Source organism: Acetobacterium sp. UBA5834, from assembly GCF_002435675.1.
GTDB classification, from domain to species: domain Bacteria; phylum Bacillota; class Clostridia; order Eubacteriales; family Eubacteriaceae; genus Acetobacterium; species Acetobacterium wieringae.
On sequence record NZ_DJGY01000071.1, the window covers coordinates 1 to 19,966 of the forward strand.

The 19,966-nt window shown below is 43.5% G+C and carries 15 protein-coding genes; 2 read left to right on the forward strand and 13 right to left on the reverse strand.

Annotation, left to right across the window (positions count from 1 at the left end):
* Positions 1-158: 158 nt before the first annotated feature.
* From fdhD to B3F51_RS15300, 4 genes are all read right to left on the reverse strand, one after another.
* Positions 159-980 carry a formate dehydrogenase accessory sulfurtransferase FdhD gene (gene fdhD, locus B3F51_RS15285; protein ID WP_286947962.1) on the reverse strand — a complete coding sequence of 274 codons (822 nt, stop codon included), beginning with the start codon at positions 978-980 and terminating at the stop codon, positions 159-161.
* 47 nt (positions 981-1,027) lie between these two features.
* Positions 1,028-3,079 (reverse strand): aldehyde ferredoxin oxidoreductase N-terminal domain-containing protein, encoded by a 2,052-nt coding sequence (locus tag B3F51_RS15290; protein ID WP_286947964.1) that lies wholly within the window; start codon positions 3,077-3,079, stop codon positions 1,028-1,030.
* 1 nt (position 3,080) lies between these two features.
* On the reverse strand, positions 3,081-3,578 hold the full coding sequence (locus B3F51_RS15295) for a 4Fe-4S dicluster domain-containing protein (protein ID WP_286947966.1): 498 nt from the start codon (positions 3,576-3,578) through the stop codon (positions 3,081-3,083).
* Positions 3,579-3,639: 61 nt separating this feature from the next.
* Complete coding sequence (locus tag B3F51_RS15300) at positions 3,640-4,401, reverse strand: SDR family NAD(P)-dependent oxidoreductase (protein WP_286947968.1); 762 nt, start codon at positions 4,399-4,401, stop codon at positions 3,640-3,642.
* Positions 4,402-4,715: 314 nt separating this feature from the next.
* Between B3F51_RS15300 and B3F51_RS15305 the strand changes: the two genes are divergently transcribed.
* On the forward strand, positions 4,716-6,251 hold the full coding sequence (locus tag B3F51_RS15305; protein WP_286947969.1) for a PucR family transcriptional regulator: 1,536 nt from the start codon (positions 4,716-4,718) through the stop codon (positions 6,249-6,251).
* Between the two features lie 168 nt (positions 6,252-6,419).
* Here B3F51_RS15305 and B3F51_RS15310 read toward each other — a convergent pair whose 3' ends face one another.
* The 5 genes from B3F51_RS15310 to B3F51_RS15330 all read right to left on the reverse strand — a co-directional run bounded on the left by B3F51_RS15310 (position 6,420) and on the right by B3F51_RS15330 (position 13,127).
* Positions 6,420-8,696 carry a methyl-accepting chemotaxis protein gene (locus B3F51_RS15310; RefSeq protein ID WP_286947970.1) on the reverse strand — a complete coding sequence of 759 codons (2,277 nt, stop codon included), beginning with the start codon at positions 8,694-8,696 and terminating at the stop codon, positions 6,420-6,422.
* 88 nt (positions 8,697-8,784) lie between these two features.
* On the reverse strand, positions 8,785-9,285 hold the full coding sequence (locus B3F51_RS15315; protein ID WP_286947972.1) for a GNAT family N-acetyltransferase: 501 nt from the start codon (positions 9,283-9,285) through the stop codon (positions 8,785-8,787).
* A 27-nt stretch (positions 9,286-9,312) separates the two neighbouring features.
* A complete protein-coding gene (locus tag B3F51_RS15320) occupies positions 9,313-9,795 on the reverse strand; it encodes a nucleoside-diphosphate kinase (RefSeq protein WP_070369784.1) in 483 nt (160 codons plus the stop codon).
* A 174-nt stretch (positions 9,796-9,969) separates the two neighbouring features.
* A complete protein-coding gene (locus B3F51_RS15325) occupies positions 9,970-11,640 on the reverse strand; it encodes a formate--tetrahydrofolate ligase (RefSeq protein ID WP_070369783.1) in 1,671 nt (556 codons plus the stop codon).
* A gap of 158 nt (positions 11,641-11,798) precedes the next feature.
* Positions 11,799-13,127 carry an aminomethyl transferase family protein gene (locus B3F51_RS15330; RefSeq protein WP_250935231.1) on the reverse strand — a complete coding sequence of 443 codons (1,329 nt, stop codon included), beginning with the start codon at positions 13,125-13,127 and terminating at the stop codon, positions 11,799-11,801.
* A 156-nt stretch (positions 13,128-13,283) separates the two neighbouring features.
* On the opposite strand from B3F51_RS15330, the gene B3F51_RS15335 reads away from it, so the two are divergent.
* Positions 13,284-14,807 carry a PucR family transcriptional regulator gene (locus tag B3F51_RS15335; RefSeq protein ID WP_228882700.1) on the forward strand — a complete coding sequence of 508 codons (1,524 nt, stop codon included), beginning with the start codon at positions 13,284-13,286 and terminating at the stop codon, positions 14,805-14,807.
* 88 nt (positions 14,808-14,895) lie between these two features.
* On the opposite strand, the gene B3F51_RS15340 is transcribed toward B3F51_RS15335, so the two are convergent.
* The 4 genes from B3F51_RS15340 to B3F51_RS15355 all read right to left on the reverse strand — a co-directional run bounded on the left by B3F51_RS15340 (position 14,896) and on the right by B3F51_RS15355 (position 19,921).
* Positions 14,896-15,840, reverse strand: a complete 945-nt coding sequence (locus B3F51_RS15340) for an NmrA family NAD(P)-binding protein (protein WP_070369780.1) — start codon at positions 15,838-15,840, stop codon at positions 14,896-14,898.
* Positions 15,841-15,956: 116 nt separating this feature from the next.
* Entirely contained in the window at positions 15,957-18,005 is a 2,049-nt protein-coding gene (locus tag B3F51_RS15345; protein WP_286947976.1) for an NAD(P)/FAD-dependent oxidoreductase, read from the reverse strand.
* A 135-nt stretch (positions 18,006-18,140) separates the two neighbouring features.
* A complete protein-coding gene (locus tag B3F51_RS15350) occupies positions 18,141-19,025 on the reverse strand; it encodes a LysR family transcriptional regulator (protein WP_286947978.1) in 885 nt (294 codons plus the stop codon).
* Complete coding sequence (locus tag B3F51_RS15355; protein ID WP_070369777.1) at positions 19,022-19,921, reverse strand: LysR family transcriptional regulator; 900 nt, start codon at positions 19,919-19,921, stop codon at positions 19,022-19,024. The genes B3F51_RS15350 and B3F51_RS15355 overlap by 4 nt, the downstream gene beginning before the upstream one ends.
* Between the last annotated feature and the right edge of the window lie 45 nt (positions 19,922-19,966).

Sequence of the window (19,966 nt, forward strand, 5' to 3'; positions counted from 1 at the left end):
AGCGAATAATTTGCTGAATAACATTATCTCCATATCAATATTCCTTTATGAACTATTTGAGTATCCACTTAAAGCTTCCGGTTAAATCGCTTGTTACAAATCTAAATTGTTGTTGATTTAATAATTTCAATGATAGTGGTGTTTTTAATTGTTCGCTATTATCCTTTTGAAGCACAAAGTATCTCTGTTTTCTGGCAGGCTTCCAAACGTTGCCCATTGGCATACACGGTCATGTTTTGACCACGAACATAACCAATTAAGGTCACCCCCAGGCTTCGGGCTAGGTTTACCGCTTCATCAGTCGGTGAACTAAGCGAAACAACCATGGGCACTTCCAGCATTACTGCTTTTTTAAGAATCTCTGATGCAATTCTTCCTGTTGTCATTAAGATCTTATCTTTGGGATTGATCTCACACATCATACAGTTACCAATTACCTTATCCAGGGTGTTATGGCGACCGATATCTTCCCCCATGGCCAGAATCTGTTCATGATCACACAGCACAGTGGTGTGAACCCCGCCGGTTAAGCGATAGGCGGAGCCGCTTTTGACCATTTTCCGGATCAGATCAAAAATCCTCACTGGCGTAATTTTTAAATCCGAACAGATACTGATTTTGGGCATCGCTGTTCCCAGACTCATTCCGCCGCCGCAGCCGGAGGTCAGAATCCGTTTTTCGGTGCTGATGGTGACTTCGTTTTTTAGCCGGACATCGGCCAGCCGACTGCTTTCGCAGACCCTTAAAATATCAATATCATTTACAGCTTTGATAAGTCCTTCTGAAAACAGATAGCCAATCACCAGAAAGTTCAGACTGGAAGGCGAACAAAGAATGGTCACCAGTTCATGGCAATTGACAAAAATCGTCAGCGGCATTTCTTCCGGCAAAGAAAGCTTTTGTTCCGTCCACCGCCCCTCTGCCAGCCGATAACAGCCACCGGTCTTCTTTTCTGATGACAATACCATTATCTTATCCATCAATTTTCGCCTCCTCAGTTTATCTTTTAAATTTCACAGACAATGCTTTATTGTGGGCATTTACCCAGCACTGCCAATTCATTAGCCACGTCGCCCAATCCCAGTTTTTCATAGGTTTCTCGGGTCGGCCAGCCGGTTTTTTCATCCCAACCGCGCAAACGATAATAGTTGGACACAAAAGTATTAAATCCATCTTCGTCAATGCAAATACCGTCAGCATCCGGATAGCGATGAAAGGGGACAATCTCATCGACTTCCATTTGTCGGGTTCGGTCGTAATTACGGATGGTAATGGCTCGAAATAAATTTTTGATCCGGTTGGCAGCTGTTTCAATCTCTTCCTGAGTCATTCCGGCCCCGGTGGCCGCTTCAAATAACTCGGTTTCAGCCGTCATCCAGAACATATCCGGCAGCTGCCAGTCGCATGTGGTGATGGCTTCCTTCAATTCTGACTTGGTTTCATTCATGATCACTGATTGGGGGCCCGCCAGACTGCCATAGGGATCTGTTTTCATGGCATGAATATAGTCGGTGGTATCCTTATGATGGGTGTTGGTCTGAGCATCCCGAGTGGAAGTCATCATTTCTACGGCAATGGGCAGCCAGGTATCCAACGGTACTGTTCCTTCATAACCGCGGCCATTCCAATGGGCTGAATATCCCCAGGCTACTTCAAAACTGATGGGAATATCCAATTGTTTACCGCCTAATCGTCGGGACTTTCGCTGCTGATAAATAGTGTCGCCGAATTTTTCTTTGCCCATTTCCCGTATTGCCCGGGACATGCCTTCGGCAAACAGATTGCCATAATAACCTTTGCGGTAAACAATCATGTCCAGCATATATTTCATGAAGTCTTCCGATTCCACATCGATTTCCATACCAAAGTCAATGTCATCAAAGACCCCTTCGGCATTTCCCATGGACAACCAGGTCATCAGCCAGACAATGATATCCCACTTATTGACACCATATTGGCTGCACAGCTCATTAATGGTCATCCCCCGGTTGTAGTCCGGACCCCAGAAATTGTATTCATCCCCCTGATGTTCGTCAAAGAGAATCGGGATTTCCGGATCTGAAAAATCCGGTGGTGGCGCTGCTCCGGACATCATCGCGCAGGCGGCAGTATTGTTTTTTTCGGTGACATAGGTTTGGGCAGGCATCCAGGCGCAATCGTATTTCCACTCAATGGCAAAGGGTCCCACACATTTTGACACCTGATTCATCCGTTCCTGTTTCCAGGTGGTACTCTTGATGTCCATCATCAGTCGGGGACAATGCTGGTTGCATCCATGACTGCAAGTGGTATTGTATTCTCTCAGTCCCCCTTCCACTTCTGCTTCCTGGCCATGACCAAAAAACTTCGGTGATTCCTTAATCGGATTGGTATTAAAACCTGGGGTGCCCATGGTTTTTCTGAGTTTCAGCACCTTGTTCACATCTGCCGGTTTGATACTGCCGGTTCCTCTGACGCAGATGCCTTTTAACAGCTTTGAACCCATGACTGCACCGAACCCGCCTTTGCCGGCGGCGGTTTCATTGGCGGTGGCCACAATGGCCATCCGCAGCAGGTTTTCTCCAGCCGGGCCAATGACAATGCTTTTGACATCTTTACCATGAATAGACTCCAGTTTGATCTGGGTATCATAGGTATATAGACCCCAAATGCCGGCTGCTAAGGCATCGCGGATTTCTACCGTCTGGTCGTCAATAAAGAGATAGCCGGGTTTTTCCAGGGCGCCTTCAAGGACAATTCCATCATAACCGGCATATTTAAGCTCTGAGCCAAACCAGCCGCCCATTCCCGACCAGGCATACTGCTCCGGATAACATTGCGGTGCAATTCCGGCAATGACAATCCTGCCGCCGGTGGGAATACCAGTGGCGGTGGTTGCCCCGGTCATGATGATCAGCTTATTCTCCGGATCGAGGGCTTTGACTCCCGGCTTCACCTCATCCCAGAAAATTTTGTTGGCGACACCGCGTCCCCCCAGGTATTTGGGTACATAATCCCAAATCGGTTGTTCAGTAATTTCCTTTGTCGTCAGATTAACCCGCAAGATTTTTCCGGCATAGCCGCATAATTCTCTCTTCATCTTAGTTTTCCCTCCCTAAGTCAGCCTCTGACAGCGCGAGACATTGTACCTGGCAATACTCAATACAGGCCGGACCCGCTTCACGATTGCGGCACAAATCGCATTTTTTCGCTTTTTTTGACGCCGTGTCATAATTGATTCTTTTGGGCTCATAGGGACAGGCTTTGTAGCATTTTTTACAGCCAATACAATCTGCTTCATTGATATAAACAATGCCGCTATCCGCTTCAATACAGATTGCTTGATCTTTTTTGGGACAGGCTTCATAACAGGGATGATCTTGACAATGCTGGCAGGTTAAAATCGTATGATCCTCCAGATTGATGGTATCCCGTTCCAGAAAAATCCGTCGCAACATCTGCCCCGCTGCACCCTCGTGCACCAGACTGCAGACAATTTCACAGGCATTACAGCCCACGCAGACTGAATATTCCTTGGCATGCTGAATGACGTGCCGGCCTAGCTCTTTTGGCCCAAGATTACTATTATTATTCGTCATTTTTCGCTTACATCCTCATCAAATTTTTTGTTGCCCTCTTTCAGTTGTTTGATACTTTATCTTAGTTGCTAATACACACGCCGCCGTCAACAACGATATTGGTTCCGGTTACAAAAGAAGACTCATCGGATCCCAGGTACACGGCTGGATAAGCGATATCATCTGGTTCACCCAAACGACCGACCATACACACTGTGTCAATCATTCCCTGTTGCGCTTCTTTGCTGTTTTTAATGAAGTCCGGTGTCATGCCGGTATTAATTGGTCCTGGTAAAATACAGTTGATCCGAATCCCTTGGCGGGCAAATTCCTTGGCGACATTTCGGGAAAGGTTGGTAACAGCCGCTTTCATAGCACCATAGAAATAAGAATTCAGTTCTGGCCAGATTGACGAAATAGATGCGACGTTAATGATGCTGCCTTTGCCGGCGGCCACCATGCCCGGGATGAAAGCCTGCATCGTCCAGACGTAAGCCCGATAATTGGTTTCCATAATTAAATCGAAATCTTCTTTGTTTTGCTCTAAAAACGGTTTGTGTACCAGAACGCCGGCTGAATTAAAAAGAATATCAACATGATCATATTTTTCATCAATCGCCGCTTTTAATTTTTCGATATCTTCAAATTTACGCAAATCGCATTGAACAAAAGAACCTTCGCCGCCTATTGCTTCAATTTTTTTAACCAGTTCGTTTCCTTTTTCCGCATTTCTGCCGACACAAACAACTTTTGCACCTTCTTTGACATACATCAACGAAACGGCTTCCCCAATACCGGATGTTGCTCCAGTTACTACTGCAATCTTGTTTTCTAATCTGCCCATTTTTTACTCCTTCATATTTTTAGTTTGGATTTAAAAATCAACATGCATTTTTTTGCAGTCTAAACAAAACCGATCTCAACACATCAATAATTTTTAAATCGCTATTACAATCGTTATCATTATAGCAACTGGCTTATCAAATTACATTCTACATTAATTTCAAAATTGCTTTTCTTTTTATACATTTTGTATTATGATATTTTAATAACATTGTTTAGTTAGCGAATTTTATTGAACTCACCATACATTTTGTATGATGAATATTAATGACCAGTCTATTTTTTAAATCTTTAAACTGCTGAGGTAATTAATTAATGAGAGTAACCATGTCCATGCTTTACGATGGCCTTAAATCGTGTGTGCTTTGCCGCAAAGGAACCGCTTATAACAAAAATTTATACGTCGATGACGTCTGTTTCTCCAAAAAAAGTAAAATTCCAACCCATATTAACTATGTCATTATCGACTGGAGCGACTATAACCAGGACGCTTATGTTCATATTCCTTCCGAGATGTTAATTTTGGCAACACGAAAGGAAACTGTCGACAGCGAAATTCTGCCGCCCTGTGCCTTGATTATTTATTCTGCCTCATCCTTATCGCAATTATTCGAGATTTGCCGGGATGTCATGCGCCGCTATTTTCAGTGGGGCGATGAGCTTTTGTCACTGGTGATGAAAAATGTGGACATTCATCAGCTGATTGAATGTGCCCACCGGATTCTGACCAATCCCATGATGATCCTCGATAATTCCATGAAAGTCCTGGGTTTTACGCCGGATGACACCGTCGACGATGAGGTTTGGAAGCTCACCGTTGAAAAAGGTTATGCTGACCTGGATAGTCAGGCTTCCCAGGTTTTAAAACGGGCCTTGATATTATTAGATGACCATGACGCCGCCTATAACCACCCCATGCATGGCGACAGTTGGGCATCAGCTAAAAGTGTCATTTTAAACGGCAATCGGGTTGCCATCATCAGTCTGATCCAAAAAAATCATCCCATCAGCGAGGGTGATTTTTCCTGTCTCTGCTATTTCGGTGATATGCTGGCCTTATATTTTAAAACCCATGACAGCCGCAGCTATCTAACTGATAACCGCCTGGAATTAATCATTACCGATATTCTGGATGAACGGTTTAAAAATGATGCTGAACTAGTTGCCCGGATCCGTAACGTTAACTGGCTGCCAAAAAAGAATTTCTTTATTCTGACAATTCAGTCTCAGCATATCTTTTTAAACAAAACTCAGCTGAAGAAAATAAGTGATGCCATCCTTAAACTCATTACCAGTTCCTGTGCGGTGATTTATAACGATCATATTGTCATTTTGATCAATCACGATCAATTAAACAGTCTCAGTGCTCAGGAGTCTGAAAACTTAGCACACTTCCTGAAAAAAAATCAGCTGTGTGCCGGGGTCAGCAATGGCGAAGAAAAAATTTCTGATCTTGCCAGGCTCTACCGCCAAGCCCTGATGGCTATTGACATCGGAAATTATCTAGGTATTGACGACCAGTTATTTAATTTTAAAGAGCATCGCCTCAGCAGCATGATTTATGCCTTTGTGAAACTTGGCGATATTGAAAGTTATTTAAACCCCTGTATTAAACAATTGCAGGCATATGATCAAAAGAAAGGGGCTGCCCTGCTACCAACGCTTGTTGCTTATCTGGATAACAACTGCAAGCAGCTCAAGGCATCTCAGGATTTGTACATTCAGCGGGGTACCCTTATTTATCGACTCAAGAAAATTGAGGAGCTGTGTAAAATTGATCTGACAGATCAACAGGTTATCTTTGATCTGCAGCTTTCATTGAAGCTGTTTCAATTTATCCTTGCGTTTTAATCCCCTAAACTTTACTTCAATCATTTGGCTTTTTTTATCAAAAAATCAGTACATTTGACAGATAAATGTACTGATTGAAAGAACATAAATTAAGACTTCCCAGCTAGCGGTATGAACACATTTGCTGGGATTTTCCCTTAATAAAATTCGAATGGTTTTATCTATTTTTCAAACAAACTTTTTTTCTTCCTCTTTTAACTGAAATCGCCTGATCATCTGATTTAATAACTCAGCCTGACTGTTCAACTCCTCACTTAAGGCAGCACTTTCTTCCGCCGTTGCCGAGTTGGTCTGGACAACTTGAGAGACCTGTTCGATTGCCAGCGTAATCTGAGTGATTTCGGAAGCCTGATCATTGGAAGATATCGCAATATTGCCGACAAGATTTGACACGGTTTCAATTTCAGTCAGCATTTCTTTTAAACGCTCTGACGTTTCATCGGCAATTTTCGAACCGGATACTACTTTTTCAATGGAGTCTTCAATTAAAACCGTTGTTTCTTTTGCAGCTTCAGCACTTCTTGCCGCAAGCGTCCTGACCTCTTCGGCCACTACGGCAAAACCTTTGCCATGCTGACCGGCCCGGGCGGCTTCAACCGCTGCATTTAATGCCAGAATATTCGTCTGGAAGGCGATATCCTCAATCACCTTGATGATTTTTGAAATGTCCGTCGATGACCGATTAATCTCATTCATAGCATCAACTGTTCTTTTCATCTGAAGATTGCCATCTTCAGCGTTATCCCGTAATCGTCTGGTAATTTCATTAACCGCATTGGCATTGTGCGCATTTTGTTTTGTTTCACCGGCTACTTCCTCGATGGAGGCGGTGAGCTCTTCAATGGTACTGGCCTGTTCCGTTGCGCCTTGTGAAAGGGCCTGACCCCCATCGGAAATCTGTCTTGCGCCCATTTTCACCTGATCGGCAGCGGTGTTGATCTCTGCCATGGTCTCGCTGAGATGGGTGGTAATGTCATTTAATGCCATTTTAATGGTAAGAAAATCGCCATGGTAATAGGAGGTAATTTCCAGATTCAGATTTCCCTGACCGATTTCACTCAATGTCTCACTGATTTCAGCAACATACCGCTTTAAAAACGCAATTGTTTTGTTCATGGCAGTTTTTATTTCAGCATGATCACCTGAATAGTCACCGCTCATCGCTGTCTGCAGATTCCCCTTTGATAGTTCAGTCAGTACAATTGAAGCTTCGGAAATGGGTGCAATCACTGCATCCAGGGTTTGATTAAAACCGGCGATGACTTTCGCATATTCGCCACTAAACATTTCGACATGCCCCCTGTAACTGAGATTTCCTTCGATAGCCATGGTTGCCATTGCCTGGGTTTCCTGAGTCAGATTACCAATATTTTCAATCATTGCAATCAAGCTTGGATTTAACGTATCGGCTGTGCTTAACTTCCCGACTTGTTTTAATTCTTTTAAATCACTGAGATCACCTGCGGCAATCCGGCTGGCTACTGCCACAATCAGGTTCAGTTGTTGGTGGACACGATTGATGGACTCCGATAGCTCTCCATAAATTCCCTGGTACTGTCCTTTAACAACTTGGGACAGATCATTGACACGCATGTTTGCCATCACAGCGTTGCCTTCTACGAGAGCCCCTAAGCCATCAATACAGGCATTAATGCCATCCTTGAGATGATTATAATCACCAGCATACTCTTTGGTGATTTTATCCGGTATTTCGCCTTTGCCAATCTTTCCAATAACTGACTCACCCATTCTGATGTGTTCAACTAGGTCTCTGATAACCTGATTAAAACCAATCATAAAATGTTGAAATTGACCATTTAATCCTTCTTCATTTCCTTCATATTCAAAATTACCTTCGTTTGTTTTAAAGGCTTTTTCTGCTATTTCAGAATACAATTGATTGATTTGAGCGACAATATCAAGCAAAGACTGACCTAAAATATCTTGCTCTGATTCTTTCTTAAACTCCACCGAAAAATCGCCTGCCGCCAAATTTTGAACTTTGGCGGCCAGGTCTTTTCGTTTTTCAATCATTAGGACAAATGATGCCATCATCTGTCCCAATTCATCTTTTGAACGTTGTGAAAATGCATTCAAATCATTTACATCCAAGTCAACATCTCCCAGCGCCATTTTTGAGAAAACTTCATTCAGTTTTTTTATTGGTCGTGTTAATATATTTCCTACGATCATTGAACCAATCAAACTTAAACACATGATTGAAAGTGTCATCACTGCAATAAGCATTCCAAATTCAAAACGTATCTGTTCAACATTCAGATCTTTCAAATTAGCCAGATAGGATGATACAAGCAGATAAGAAATGACTCCGTATAAACCAATCCCGATGAACGAGATCGCGATAATCAGAAGTGATATTTTATGTGAAAACTTTCCTCTGAATTCCCTAATTGCAGCTGCTGATTCATTTTTTCTTTTTTTCATTTTATTCAACTTCCTTCTTTTTATCCATTGCTTTTGATTTAATACAGTCAATAACGCTTGATGTCTTTAATCGCCATATCTATTAAACTCACTTGAGCAGTGTATACATACAGGCATTGTGTACCTGATCATTGAGACAAACACTCTTTCTCATAATTCCTTCCAGCCGGAACCCTGCTTTTTCCAGAACTTTTCTGGCTCTTATATTCTCAAAGATTGGCACTGCAAAAATACGCACTAAATTAAATTCCGATAATCCCAATTGGCACATTTCTTTAATAGCATTTTGGGTAATTCCGCGTCCCCAATAACTTTCTCCAATCCAAAAGACTAATTCACCGGATTTACTGCCATCATCTTCCTGAATCATCAGGCTGATTGTCCCGATGATTTTGTTCTCGTACATAATGGCTTTATTGATCTGCTTAACCCGGTAAACATTCTTGTCTTTTAAAATAAACGAATGGATATCATCAAGAGCAAACGATTTTTGAGCCACTTTTCCCAGGTTTCTTACCACCGGCCCAGTGGCATGATTCATGATACTGTGCGCATCATTCAGTTTTAAATTTCGTAATTGAACGTTCATGGTTTCCTCCAAATTTATTTACTTACACTAACTGGCATTTAGATCGATCGCTACATCCAGCGCTTCGCCAAACCACAGCTTCGCTTCTTCCCGCAACGATGCTTCTGAATCGCTGCAGTGCAGCAGGTTATTGCAGCTGCGGTTTTCAAGGTTGGCTGCTTCCAGGGTGTCATATCCATAATCGCCTCGGATAGTGCCCTTTTCCGCTTTTGACGGATCAGTTGCTCCGGTGAGCGCCCGGGAGTTCGCAATGGCAGCTGAACCTTCCTGAGACAACAGGATTGGGATCATTCCTCTACCGACATAACTGCTGATCACAGCCGCCTTAAAGCTTTCCCCGAACCGCTTAATGACTTCCTGATAATGTGCCAGAATCAGCTGTTCATCGACATTGCGATAACCGATCTTTTCAATCGAAAATCCTTCATTCCTAAAGCGCTGGCTAATTGTTTCAACCAGTTCCCGTTCCAATGCATCTGGTTTCATAATGATAAAAGCATACGTTTTCATTCCTTTATCTTTCCTTTCGATAAATAGAGCCCATCTCAAAAGCTTCTCATTTTTCAACAAAAATTTTCTGAAGATGGGCCTGGAAGTTAAAATTTCTAAATTATTTGTATGAATGTACTTGTTATTTTAGTGTTTTGTTGTTTTTTCAATGGGGCTTTAATGTTTCATAGGGTATTAGGATAACCCGATGATTTCGCCGTCTTCGGTAATATCCATACCGTTGGCTGCCGGCACTTTGGGAAGACCCGGCATGGTCATGATGGCACCGGTGATGGCAACCACAAATCCGGCGCCGGCAGACAGACGGACTTCTTTGACATGGATGTTGAAATTGCGCGGTGCTCCCAACAGGGCGGCATCATCCGAGAACGAGTACTGGGTTTTTGCCATACAAACCGGCAGGTGATCAAAGCCCAGAGCGGCAATTTCGTCCAGCTGTTGCTTGGCTTCCAGGGTGTATTCCACCCCATCGGCCCGGTAGATCTCTTTGGCAATGGTTTCAATCTTATCTTCAAGGGGCAGTTCCAGGGCATAAAGGGGTTTGTAAGGTGCCACATTCTGATCACAGAGTCTGACCACTTCCTCGGCCAGCTCCACCCCGCCTTTGCCCCCCTGAGAGAAGACGTCGGACAAGATCACTTTTACACCCTTATCTTCGCAGGCTTTTTTAACGGCGTCAAATTCGGCAGCCGTATCAGTTGGGAACTTATTGAGCGCCACCACCACTGGTACTTCAAACTTCTTTAAATTATCCAGATGCTGAACAATGTTGGCCGTTCCCGCTTCAACTGCTTTGACATTTTCTTTGGACAATTCCGCTTTTTCCACACCGCCATTCATTTTCAGCGCCCGGACAGTGGCAACGATGACCACGGCACTGGGGCTGATGCCGGCATAACGGCATTTAATATCAAAGAACTTTTCAGCTCCCAAATCAGCGCCGAAGCCAGCTTCGGTTACCACGTAATCGGCCAATTTTAAAGCTGTTTTAGTGGCCAGGACTGAGTTACAGCCGTGGGCGATATTGGCAAACGGTCCGCCATGAATAAAGGCTGGGGTATTTTCCAGGGTTTGCACCAGATTAGGTTTGATGGCATCTTTTAACAGCAGAGCCATGGCGCCGGTGGCTTCCAGATCACTTGCAGTCACCGCTTTGCCAGCGGTATTGTAGGCGACGATCATCCGGCCCAGACGTTCTTTCAAATCGGTCAGACTGGAGGCCAGACAGAGAATCGCCATAATTTCTGAAGCCACGGTAATGTCGTAGCCGGTTTCCCGTTCAACGCCGTTGGCGCGACTGCCTTGGCCGACGGTAATTTTTCGCAGGGCCCGGTCATTCATGTCCACTACCCGTCGCCAGACAATCCGGTCCATGTCAATGTTTAAGGCATTTCCCTGATGGAGGTGATTATCCAGCAGCGCCGCCAGCAGGCTGTGGGCTGAGGTAATGGCATGAAAGTCGCCGGTAAAATGCAGGTTGATGTCATCCATCGGGACCACCTGGGCGTATCCCCCACCTGCAGCCCCGCCTTTGACCCCAAAGCAGGGTCCCAAAGATGGTTCTCTTAAAGTAGTGATGGTTTTCTTGCCAATGTAATTCAGTGCCATGGACAGACCCACGTTGGTGGTTGTCTTACCTTCCCCGGCTGGGGTCGGGTTGATGGCCGTTACCAGAATCAGTTTACCATCCGGCTTATCCTGATTGTCCTTTAACACCGAAAGGGATACCTTCGCCTTGTGGTTGCCATAAAGCTCCAGATCATTGGCATTTATTCCCAATTTCTCAGCCACTTCTGAAATTGGCTTCAGATTGGCTTCCTGGGCGATTTGTACGTCAGTTTTCATTTTTAATAATTCTCCTTTTTTCAATAATTTCCACGTTTACTAATTCATTCTCATTTAGTATAAAGCGCGTTTATCTTAAAATTTTGCAACAAACGCGTTTTATAACTGACTTTATTAATTTTTTATCAGATGATTTTAGTATTCTTCTTTATAATAGATTATTTGTTATATCTCGGAATTTCGTTCACATCAATTTCTTTATTGTTTTCCAGATTCATATAAGGCGAACGGGCAACCGTCACCCGGATTTCTTTTTGCGGTTTTCCCGGTGTTCCCCAGACAACCTTCAATTCTTTTCCTTCAACGGCATATTCCGGCTTGATAAAGGCCAGCGAAATCATCCGCTGATAGTAATAACTATTCAATCGACCGCTGGAAATACCAATTTCACGGCCGTCAGCCAGAACCTTATCAGCGTGGTAATACATCGAAAAACCGCTGTTGTAATACATATCCATCGGGCGGTCGTCCATGGTTTCAAAAGGTTCAACGTCCTGACCTCTGAACTGTGAAGCAAAGATTTCGCCCAGGTCATCGGGATTCCATTCCAGGGTCACCATGGTTCTGGTCGGGTTTTTGGCAATTTCTTCCAATGCCGCCTTGCCCGGGAAGTCATGATCAAACTTGATCAGATATTCCCAGCCGACATCATAGGGGGTGACAAAACGGGTCGTTAAATCATCACCCACGCTGCCAACCAGGGCTCTATTCAGATTAAAAAAGCCTTCCATCGGTCTTGCGGCCATATACTCTTTTAGGCCTTCCGTTTCAAACCAGGGCAATGGATAATGCATATTGATATTCGGGAAACCGGCTTCAGTATGGTTCATGGTATAACCAACCTGTCCCAGCTTTTTGGCGTCAAAGGTTTTAGCCACTTCCCAGATACAGTCATAAACCGCTTCTGAATTTTTCGTATCGCCATGAATTTCGTAGCCCAGGGTGCCGGCCATGCCCAGTCTGAGAATGCGTACATCGATCCCGGCAATTTTTGCCATCCGATGTTTGGTAAAGGCTATATCATGGAGATCGCTTTGAGAAGCCTGTTCCAGAATTTCCAGAGATTTTGGTCCAGCCAGCTGGAAGAAAAACTCTTTACCCGACAAATCAACGCCTTCAACATCCATCTCAGTAACCGATACATAATATCCCACCACCGGGTTAAGCCAGTAGGTTCGGAAGTGATTTTCGGCAATCATCATGACTACTCCGTCAGTCAGAATGAAACCCTGGTCATTACATAGAACGGCATGGCGGATGCTGCCTGGTTTCATCTTTAAAAAGCTGTTGATGCAGATGGAGGTCAGGAATTTTGCCGCATCCGGTCCTTTAACATCATAAATTGGTGAACTATTCAATGTTGTCCCAAACCAGGCGGTAGATTTTGATGCCAAAATTTCATTTTTATACCCGGTGTACTCATAAGGTATCAGATTCCCTCCCTGGTTAAACAGCGTAAACGCATCGCGATTAATTGAATTTAACATTTTATTTCTCCTTTTGATTAAGAAGTGATAATGAAATCCTTCTCAATATTTATTTGTCCTTATTATATTTAACTTGCACTTTAAAGTCATTGTCCATATAATAAAAAAATAATCATTATTATTATACAAACTTGTATAAGATGAAAGGAGTTCCTGATGAAACTGAGCATTGATATTGTATTTGAACAGCTCGCCTGGCCGGACGCTGCATTAATTTCAGGCAAAACCATTCAATTAAACCTCTCCGGAATCCGCTTTTATCGCCCTGAGGGTGGTTGTGACCTGAGTGAGGAATTGCTCTATCTCAGCGATGCAAAACAATTAGCTGACCTGCAATCGCCAAAATCATTGTCCTTTATCTGTCTGGGTCCGATTGACGAAGCCCTGCTCGACCCCCATTGGTCGGTTATCATCATACCTTCGCAAACCGATGCCGGTGAGCTGTTTGACGCGGTTCAGGCGATTTTTGACCGCTATCAACGATGGCTGGAACACATTAACGAAGCGATTTTTAACGGCCAGACGCTCCAGGCCATCCTGGACGAAGCCTGCCGGTATCTTAAAAACCCGGCGGCCTTGTTTGACGATTCCCAGGGGCTGCTGATGCGCACCAGTAACATGAATCTGGATAAATTGGATGCGATCTGGGCTCACGTTCTGGAAAAAGGCTATTCTTTAAAAGAGGTTGACAGTATCAATCTCAGCGAAAAGTTCAGAACCCAGCACCAGCCCTTTTATTATCAGTCCCCGGATACGTTTGGAAACATCAAACGCCTGATTGCGCCGATTCTTGTCAATGGCCAGCTGTTCGGATCACTGGCGATGACGGAACTGATCAGTCCGCTGACAAAGTCCGAATATGCCAACCTGTGGCTGGCTCAGCAAATAATCGAAAATGCCCTAAAGGTGAATGACGAATTTTGCAAAAATCTGGAAACCCCCTGGTATCTCTACCGTTTGATTAAAGAAAAATACGTCGATCCCCATATCCTCGCCCATCATTTAGGTTTAAAAGACCGCAAGATCGCGGAACCTTATGCCTTATGGTGCTTTAGCCCTGCCGGAAAAATTATTGATTCGGATTTCAGCACTCAGGGTTACTCTAATCAGCTTTCCCGATTGTTTAAAGATCAGCTGATTTTTTTGTTTGAGTCACTGATTCTCGTCTGTGATTACAATCTCGAACCTGAAAATAAAAAACAGTTCCATGAGCTGATTCTGGATTTCTTAGCCAAACGCGAATTCAAAGCGACGAAGAGTATGGTTTTTAATGATATCTATGAAATTAATCTGGCCTATCTGCAGTGTCAGATAGCCAACGAATACGCCAATGATGCTGCTTGTGAAATTATCTGTTTTAATGACATTTATGCCGATCATATTTTAACGGTTCTTGATCGCCACACCAAACTCGATGTGCTCATTGTCCCCCAGCTTAAAAGCTTGAATCAGCAGGATCCCTATACCCACGAGTTGCTTTTATGTCTTAGAGCCTATATTGCCAACGGCAAAAACATTACCGCGGCCGCTGATTCACTCAAGATCCATCGCCACACCGTGGTTTATCGTTTAAAAAACATTCAAAAGCTCACGGGTCTGAATTATGAGATGCTCCAGGACGACATGATGTTTCAATTGTTTTTGTCCTGTGGAATTTTATTGCGAAATGTACCGCAATAAGAAATCATTTGTATTCCTTTTATAAAGACAAACAAAAAACAGCATCTCCATTAATTGGATAATGCTGTTTTTTTCTTTTCTAACTTTGTTAATTTTCAGTTGAGGTTCGGCTACCAATCCGGTGATTTTCCAGATCCTCGAAGATTTCCCGGACTGATAATGGTTTTCTGCCAATCAGCATTTCTACATCCTTGGAGCAGGCGTTCATCTGTTCCAAGCGGATGGCCCGGCCAAAGGTCACCATCCCATCGGAACAGAAGGGAAAGTTCTTGGCTGTTTCGGCCCATTCACCTTCGGTATTTCTCGGCACACCAATAGAATCGAAGAAGGCGTACATCTCGTCGTCAGTCAATTCCTGATAGGTAACCGTTTTGCCGGTGACTTCGCTGCCGATTTTACAGAATTCGGTAATGGTCATCGCTTCCGGTCCACTGATATCGTAGATGGTATTGTTTTCGCCAGCCCCGGCCGCCACACAGGCAGCGACTTCGGCACAATCATCCCGTGAAATGAAGGCCATGTGCCCATTGCCCATGTTAGTGGCCATTACACCGTTTTCGGCGGCACTTTGTTCAAACACCGATACCATTGCCTCGGCATACTGGGAATCCCGTAAGATGATCCAGTCAATATCAAGGCTTTTCAGGTAAGCTTCGGTGATTTTATGATCTGAAACTTCATAGGTATCACAGTCTTCTTCGCCGGCACCGACAATGGAGGTATAAACAATTTTTTTCACACCCGCTTCAACGGCAGCATCAATCGCGTTCTTGTGAGCAGTTCTTCGGCGCTCACCAACAAAAGGCATAGAGATTAGCAGTAGTACCTCTCCCCCTGCAAAGGCTTTTAATAATGTCTCTTTATTAAATATATCCGCATATCGGGTCTCGACGCCCTGCTCTTGATACTGTTTAATCACATCTTTGTTTGGGGTTGTAAAGATCAGCTGGTCTTTCGGCACTTTTTTTAAAATACTGCGCGCAGAATAACCGCCAAAATTACCGTCTACACCGGTCATTATTATTTTTCCCATTAATTCGTTTCTCCTTGTTTGTTATTTATCTAACTAAGACAAGTATAACGAATCTCTGACCAAAAAGATAATTCAAAGAAGCAAAGATGATAATCAGGTTTACTTATGATGTTATATCAATAACGTCCGATATCCCGGGCAATGGTATAGGCGGTGGCATTGGCCGTATAAACATTTTTAGGTTCAACACAATCGCCAAGTTCAAAGAATAATGGTGCGCAGTTTCTCAATTCATTTGACTGGTCTCGCAGTGGTTTCTGCCCAAGCGCATAGATCACCGTGTCCGCTTCATAAAGGCTTTGTTTGCCAATTTCGTAGTGTTGATTCAAACTGGCCTGGGTCACAGCCGATACCAACATTCCTTTTGCGATGGTATCGCAGCATTGTTCTTCTGAAAATGAGTCACCAACAAACTCACCAATGACACCTTTTTCAGTGATCTCGACAGCTTTGGTTGAAGTCACTACCACGATTTGATACTTCAGGATTTCATTGTTAATGGCCATTGAATGAATGACATTGTTTGAAAAGTTCAAACGGTTGGACATTTCGATAATGGTCACTTTTTTCCCTAGCTGTGAAAGATAAATGGCCAGTTCAATCCCGGATAATCCGCCACCTAGAACAACTGCTTTTTCGCCAACTTTCTCGGCCTCCAGATATCCCGCATCTGCATCCATAACGTTTTTGCCGTTAATTCCAGGGATATTGGGCATCACTGCTTTTGCGCCCAAGGCAGCAATGATAACATCTGGTTTTAAGACTTTAGCTAATTCCGGCGTGACTTCGGTATTCATACGCAAATCAATTTCCGCTTCTTCTATCAGCGCACTTTGTGAATCCAGATATTGCTGCATATTCTGCTTGAAAGGCACTTTTTTCTCACAACGCAAAGCACCGCCTAATTCATTTGACTTTTCACAAAGAATAACTTCATGACCGTGTTCATAAGCAGTCAGAGCCGCTTGCATACCACCGATGCCGCCCCCGGCAATCAATACTTTTTTCTTCTTTTGAGGCAATACCTGATTGTATTTTACTTCCCGTTCAAAACCAATTTCTGGGTTGATTGCGCAAATGCTTGTTAACTTTGTGAAGTGCGCCGAGAAACATTCAAAGCAACGAATGCATTTGCGAATTTTTTTCTCCTGTCCCATTTGGGCTTTAATAGGGGTGTCCGGATCAGCCATCAATTGACGGCACAACATCACCACATCGGCTTTTCCTGAAGCAATGATCTCTTCCAACAGCTCCGGTTCAGCCAATGCACCTACCGTTGCAATTTTAGAATGACGGATGACTTTTTTCACTGCCGCCGCATATTTTACATTGGCACCGTCATCTAAAAACATACTGGGGGAAGTGATGGTAAACACCGAAGTTTCTTCATGAGCGCCTACCGAAACGTTGATCAGATCCGCATGCCCATCTAATTGTTTGGCAATCTCAACGCCGTAGTCAATGTCATAACCGCCTTCAAAAAGCTCTGCTCCGCTGATCCGAACACAAACCGGAAAATCACGACCGCATTTTTTCTTGATATCGGCAATGGCCGCATTAACAAAGCGAGCCCGATTTTCCATGGAACCACCCCACTGATCCCGTCGGTTGTTATGGGGTCCAAGAAACTGGTTGAACATCCAGCCATGACCGGCATGGATAGTTACCATCCCAAAACCGCAGTGTTTGGCGGTTTGTGCCGCATCGCCAAATTTCTTGATGATTTCAAAAATAACTTCTTCCGGCATTTGGGGAATCTCCATCCCTAAACCATTCACCGAATCAAAGGCACCAAAAATCTCATTTCCCAGACCAAACTTGCTGTGATACGAATTTGCCCCACAGTGTTGGAGTTCAATATCGGCAACAGCGCCGTGTCTGCTGATACATTGAGAAAGTCTGTATAAAGGCGACAAAGCGGTGGGATCATCCAGTCTGATGGTCGGACCGATGGCACCTCTGGCATTATCAGCCATTGCTGAACCAATGCTGACGGTGGCCGCTCCGCCCTGAGCCTTTCTTTCAAAATAAGCGATAAATTCATCCCCCGGATGCAATCGCTCGTCGGGATAGTATTCCAACCCAATTGGCGCTGCAAAAATCCGGTTTCTAAACTGTCTGTTTCCCAGTACTACTGGCGAAAATAATTGTTCAAATTTTTTCATTAAATCTCTGCCTTTCAAAATAAAATAATAGCATTCAACGCTTCTATCGTAATTAAAATTAACACTGTTGTCTAACGATTAAAAAGCCTGATGCTTATGCTAAAAATGCATAAGTACCAGGCTTTTGTGACCTCTTTAATTTTTGTCTCGCGCTGTATTGAGGAATGCGTTAAGACAAGGATTTTTATTCGCCTGATTCCAGGCAAATTCAATGTTATATTGATGATGCGTCTGATTAATTTTCAAAAACGTGATCGTCTGATATTTTTTCGTCAGCCCATCTGAATCAGGATAGAAAGAAATGCCCCTTCCCAATTCAGTTAACAGTAACTGGGTTTCAAACGAATCGACTTCAATGACTATCGGATCAAAACCATCCTGACGACAGCAATCCAGAATATAATCATAATGCTTCTGAAAGCTTTCCCTTTTGGGCACAATAATTTTCTCATTTCTAAGTTCAGTTGCTTCAATCGATTCTCGTCCTGCAAACCGATGAAATGGCCCCACACCAACTTTTACATTATATTGACAGACATTTAATGAATTGATTCCTTTTTCATCCTGCAGTTCTGCTTTAAAGACCGAAATAATATCCAAAGTGCCATCGTTGATTTGGGTCAGCAATTGTGCCGGTGTACTTTGTTGCAGAACGATTTCGACACTTTGATTTTTTTGCTGATATCGTTTTAATACCCCAGTCACATACTCAAAGCCCAGATCATTAGAAAAGCCCACTTTTAAGACATTGTTTTCTTTGTAACTTAAACGCACGCCATCTTCAACCGCTTTATCGTATAATTTCAGTATCGATTTCACACTGGTTAAATAATCGCTACCCGCTGGAGTGAGCTGAACTTTTGTGGTGCAACTTTCAAAAAGTGCAAAACCAATCTCTTTTTCCAATTGTTTGATGGCGCGACTGATGGTCGTTTGTGAAACAAACTGGCGCCTTGCAGCTTCAGTGAAATTTAAAGTTTCAGATAATGCGATAAAATACTCCAGGGTTTGTCGATTCAAGCACTTGCTCCCTCCTTACTCTTTTTAATAATCAATTGCATAAATTCATCAATGAGGGGATTATCATCATTCTTATTTCGGGCCATGCAAAATTCTGAATGATGATGGGTTTCGATCAGTTTTATCCGGTGAATCCCAGAAGCTTCGGTTAGCACTTCCTCAGAAATAATGGCAATTCCTTTATTGGCACTGACCAATAAAATCATCTCATCAAAATTATCAACCTCTTTAATAACATTCGGTTCAAAACCGTCCTGTTCGCAGCTCCTGAAAAAAGAGTCATGATACTTGGGTCCATAGGTTTTTGAAAAAATAATCAGCTTCTCAGATTTCAATTCATTGCCATAGATTTCATAACGATCGTGCCAGGGATGACTGGTCGAGACAATGACACATAGGGTGCTGGTGAATAAGGTGGTGATCTCGATCTGGGGATAGGTCTGAATTTCATTGGCCAGTCCGAACATGATATCAATTTCGTTATTTCTTATTTTTTCAGATAATTTTCTAAAGCTGAGTTCATACAGTTCCAGATTCACTTCCGGGTGACGGGCGACAAATTTACTTAACACCTCCGGCAAAAAACGTTTTTCAACCGGACCGGATACGCCGATTCGCAATGATCCTGAAAACCCATTTTTTAAGGCCTTGGCCTTTATTACTGCTTGTTCGTAATCCTCAATGATCCGCTTGCTGGCTTCATAAAAAGCTTTGCCGGCCAAGGTTAAGGTCGGACGATAACCGGATCGGTCAAACAATTGAAAATCCAGTTCCTGTTCCATAGCGGCCATCTGTTGGCTCATGGCCGTCTGGGAGACAAAGCATTCCTGAGCCGCTTTGGTAAAACTGCCGTGCTCAACCGCTGCTATAAAATACTCCAATTTTCTGAAATCCATTTTTCCACCTCGCTGGGATGATCATTCATCATTGCATTCTTTGCT

Coding starts and splice junctions, on each gene's coding strand:
- fdhD (WP_286947962.1), bottom strand. CDS start 980: ATGGATAAGATAATGGTATTGTCATCAGAAAAGAAGACCGGTGGCTGT.
- B3F51_RS15290 (WP_286947964.1), bottom strand. CDS start 3,079: ATGAAGAGAGAATTATGCGGCTATGCCGGAAAAATCTTGCGGGTTAAT.
- B3F51_RS15295 (WP_286947966.1), bottom strand. CDS start 3,578: ATGACGAATAATAATAGTAATCTTGGGCCAAAAGAGCTAGGCCGGCAC.
- B3F51_RS15300 (WP_286947968.1), bottom strand. CDS start 4,401: ATGGGCAGATTAGAAAACAAGATTGCAGTAGTAACTGGAGCAACATCC.
- B3F51_RS15305 (WP_286947969.1), top strand. CDS start 4,716: ATGAGAGTAACCATGTCCATGCTTTACGATGGCCTTAAATCGTGTGTG.
- B3F51_RS15310 (WP_286947970.1), bottom strand. CDS start 8,696: ATGAAAAAAAGAAAAAATGAATCAGCAGCTGCAATTAGGGAATTCAGA.
- B3F51_RS15315 (WP_286947972.1), bottom strand. CDS start 9,285: ATGAACGTTCAATTACGAAATTTAAAACTGAATGATGCGCACAGTATC.
- B3F51_RS15320 (WP_070369784.1), bottom strand. CDS start 9,795: ATGAAAACGTATGCTTTTATCATTATGAAACCAGATGCATTGGAACGG.
- B3F51_RS15325 (WP_070369783.1), bottom strand. CDS start 11,640: ATGAAAACTGACGTACAAATCGCCCAGGAAGCCAATCTGAAGCCAATT.
- B3F51_RS15330 (WP_250935231.1), bottom strand. CDS start 13,127: ATGTTAAATTCAATTAATCGCGATGCGTTTACGCTGTTTAACCAGGGA.
- B3F51_RS15335 (WP_228882700.1), top strand. CDS start 13,284: ATGAAACTGAGCATTGATATTGTATTTGAACAGCTCGCCTGGCCGGAC.
- B3F51_RS15340 (WP_070369780.1), bottom strand. CDS start 15,840: ATGGGAAAAATAATAATGACCGGTGTAGACGGTAATTTTGGCGGTTAT.
- B3F51_RS15345 (WP_286947976.1), bottom strand. CDS start 18,005: ATGAAAAAATTTGAACAATTATTTTCGCCAGTAGTACTGGGAAACAGA.
- B3F51_RS15355 (WP_070369777.1), bottom strand. CDS start 19,921: ATGGATTTCAGAAAATTGGAGTATTTTATAGCAGCGGTTGAGCACGGC.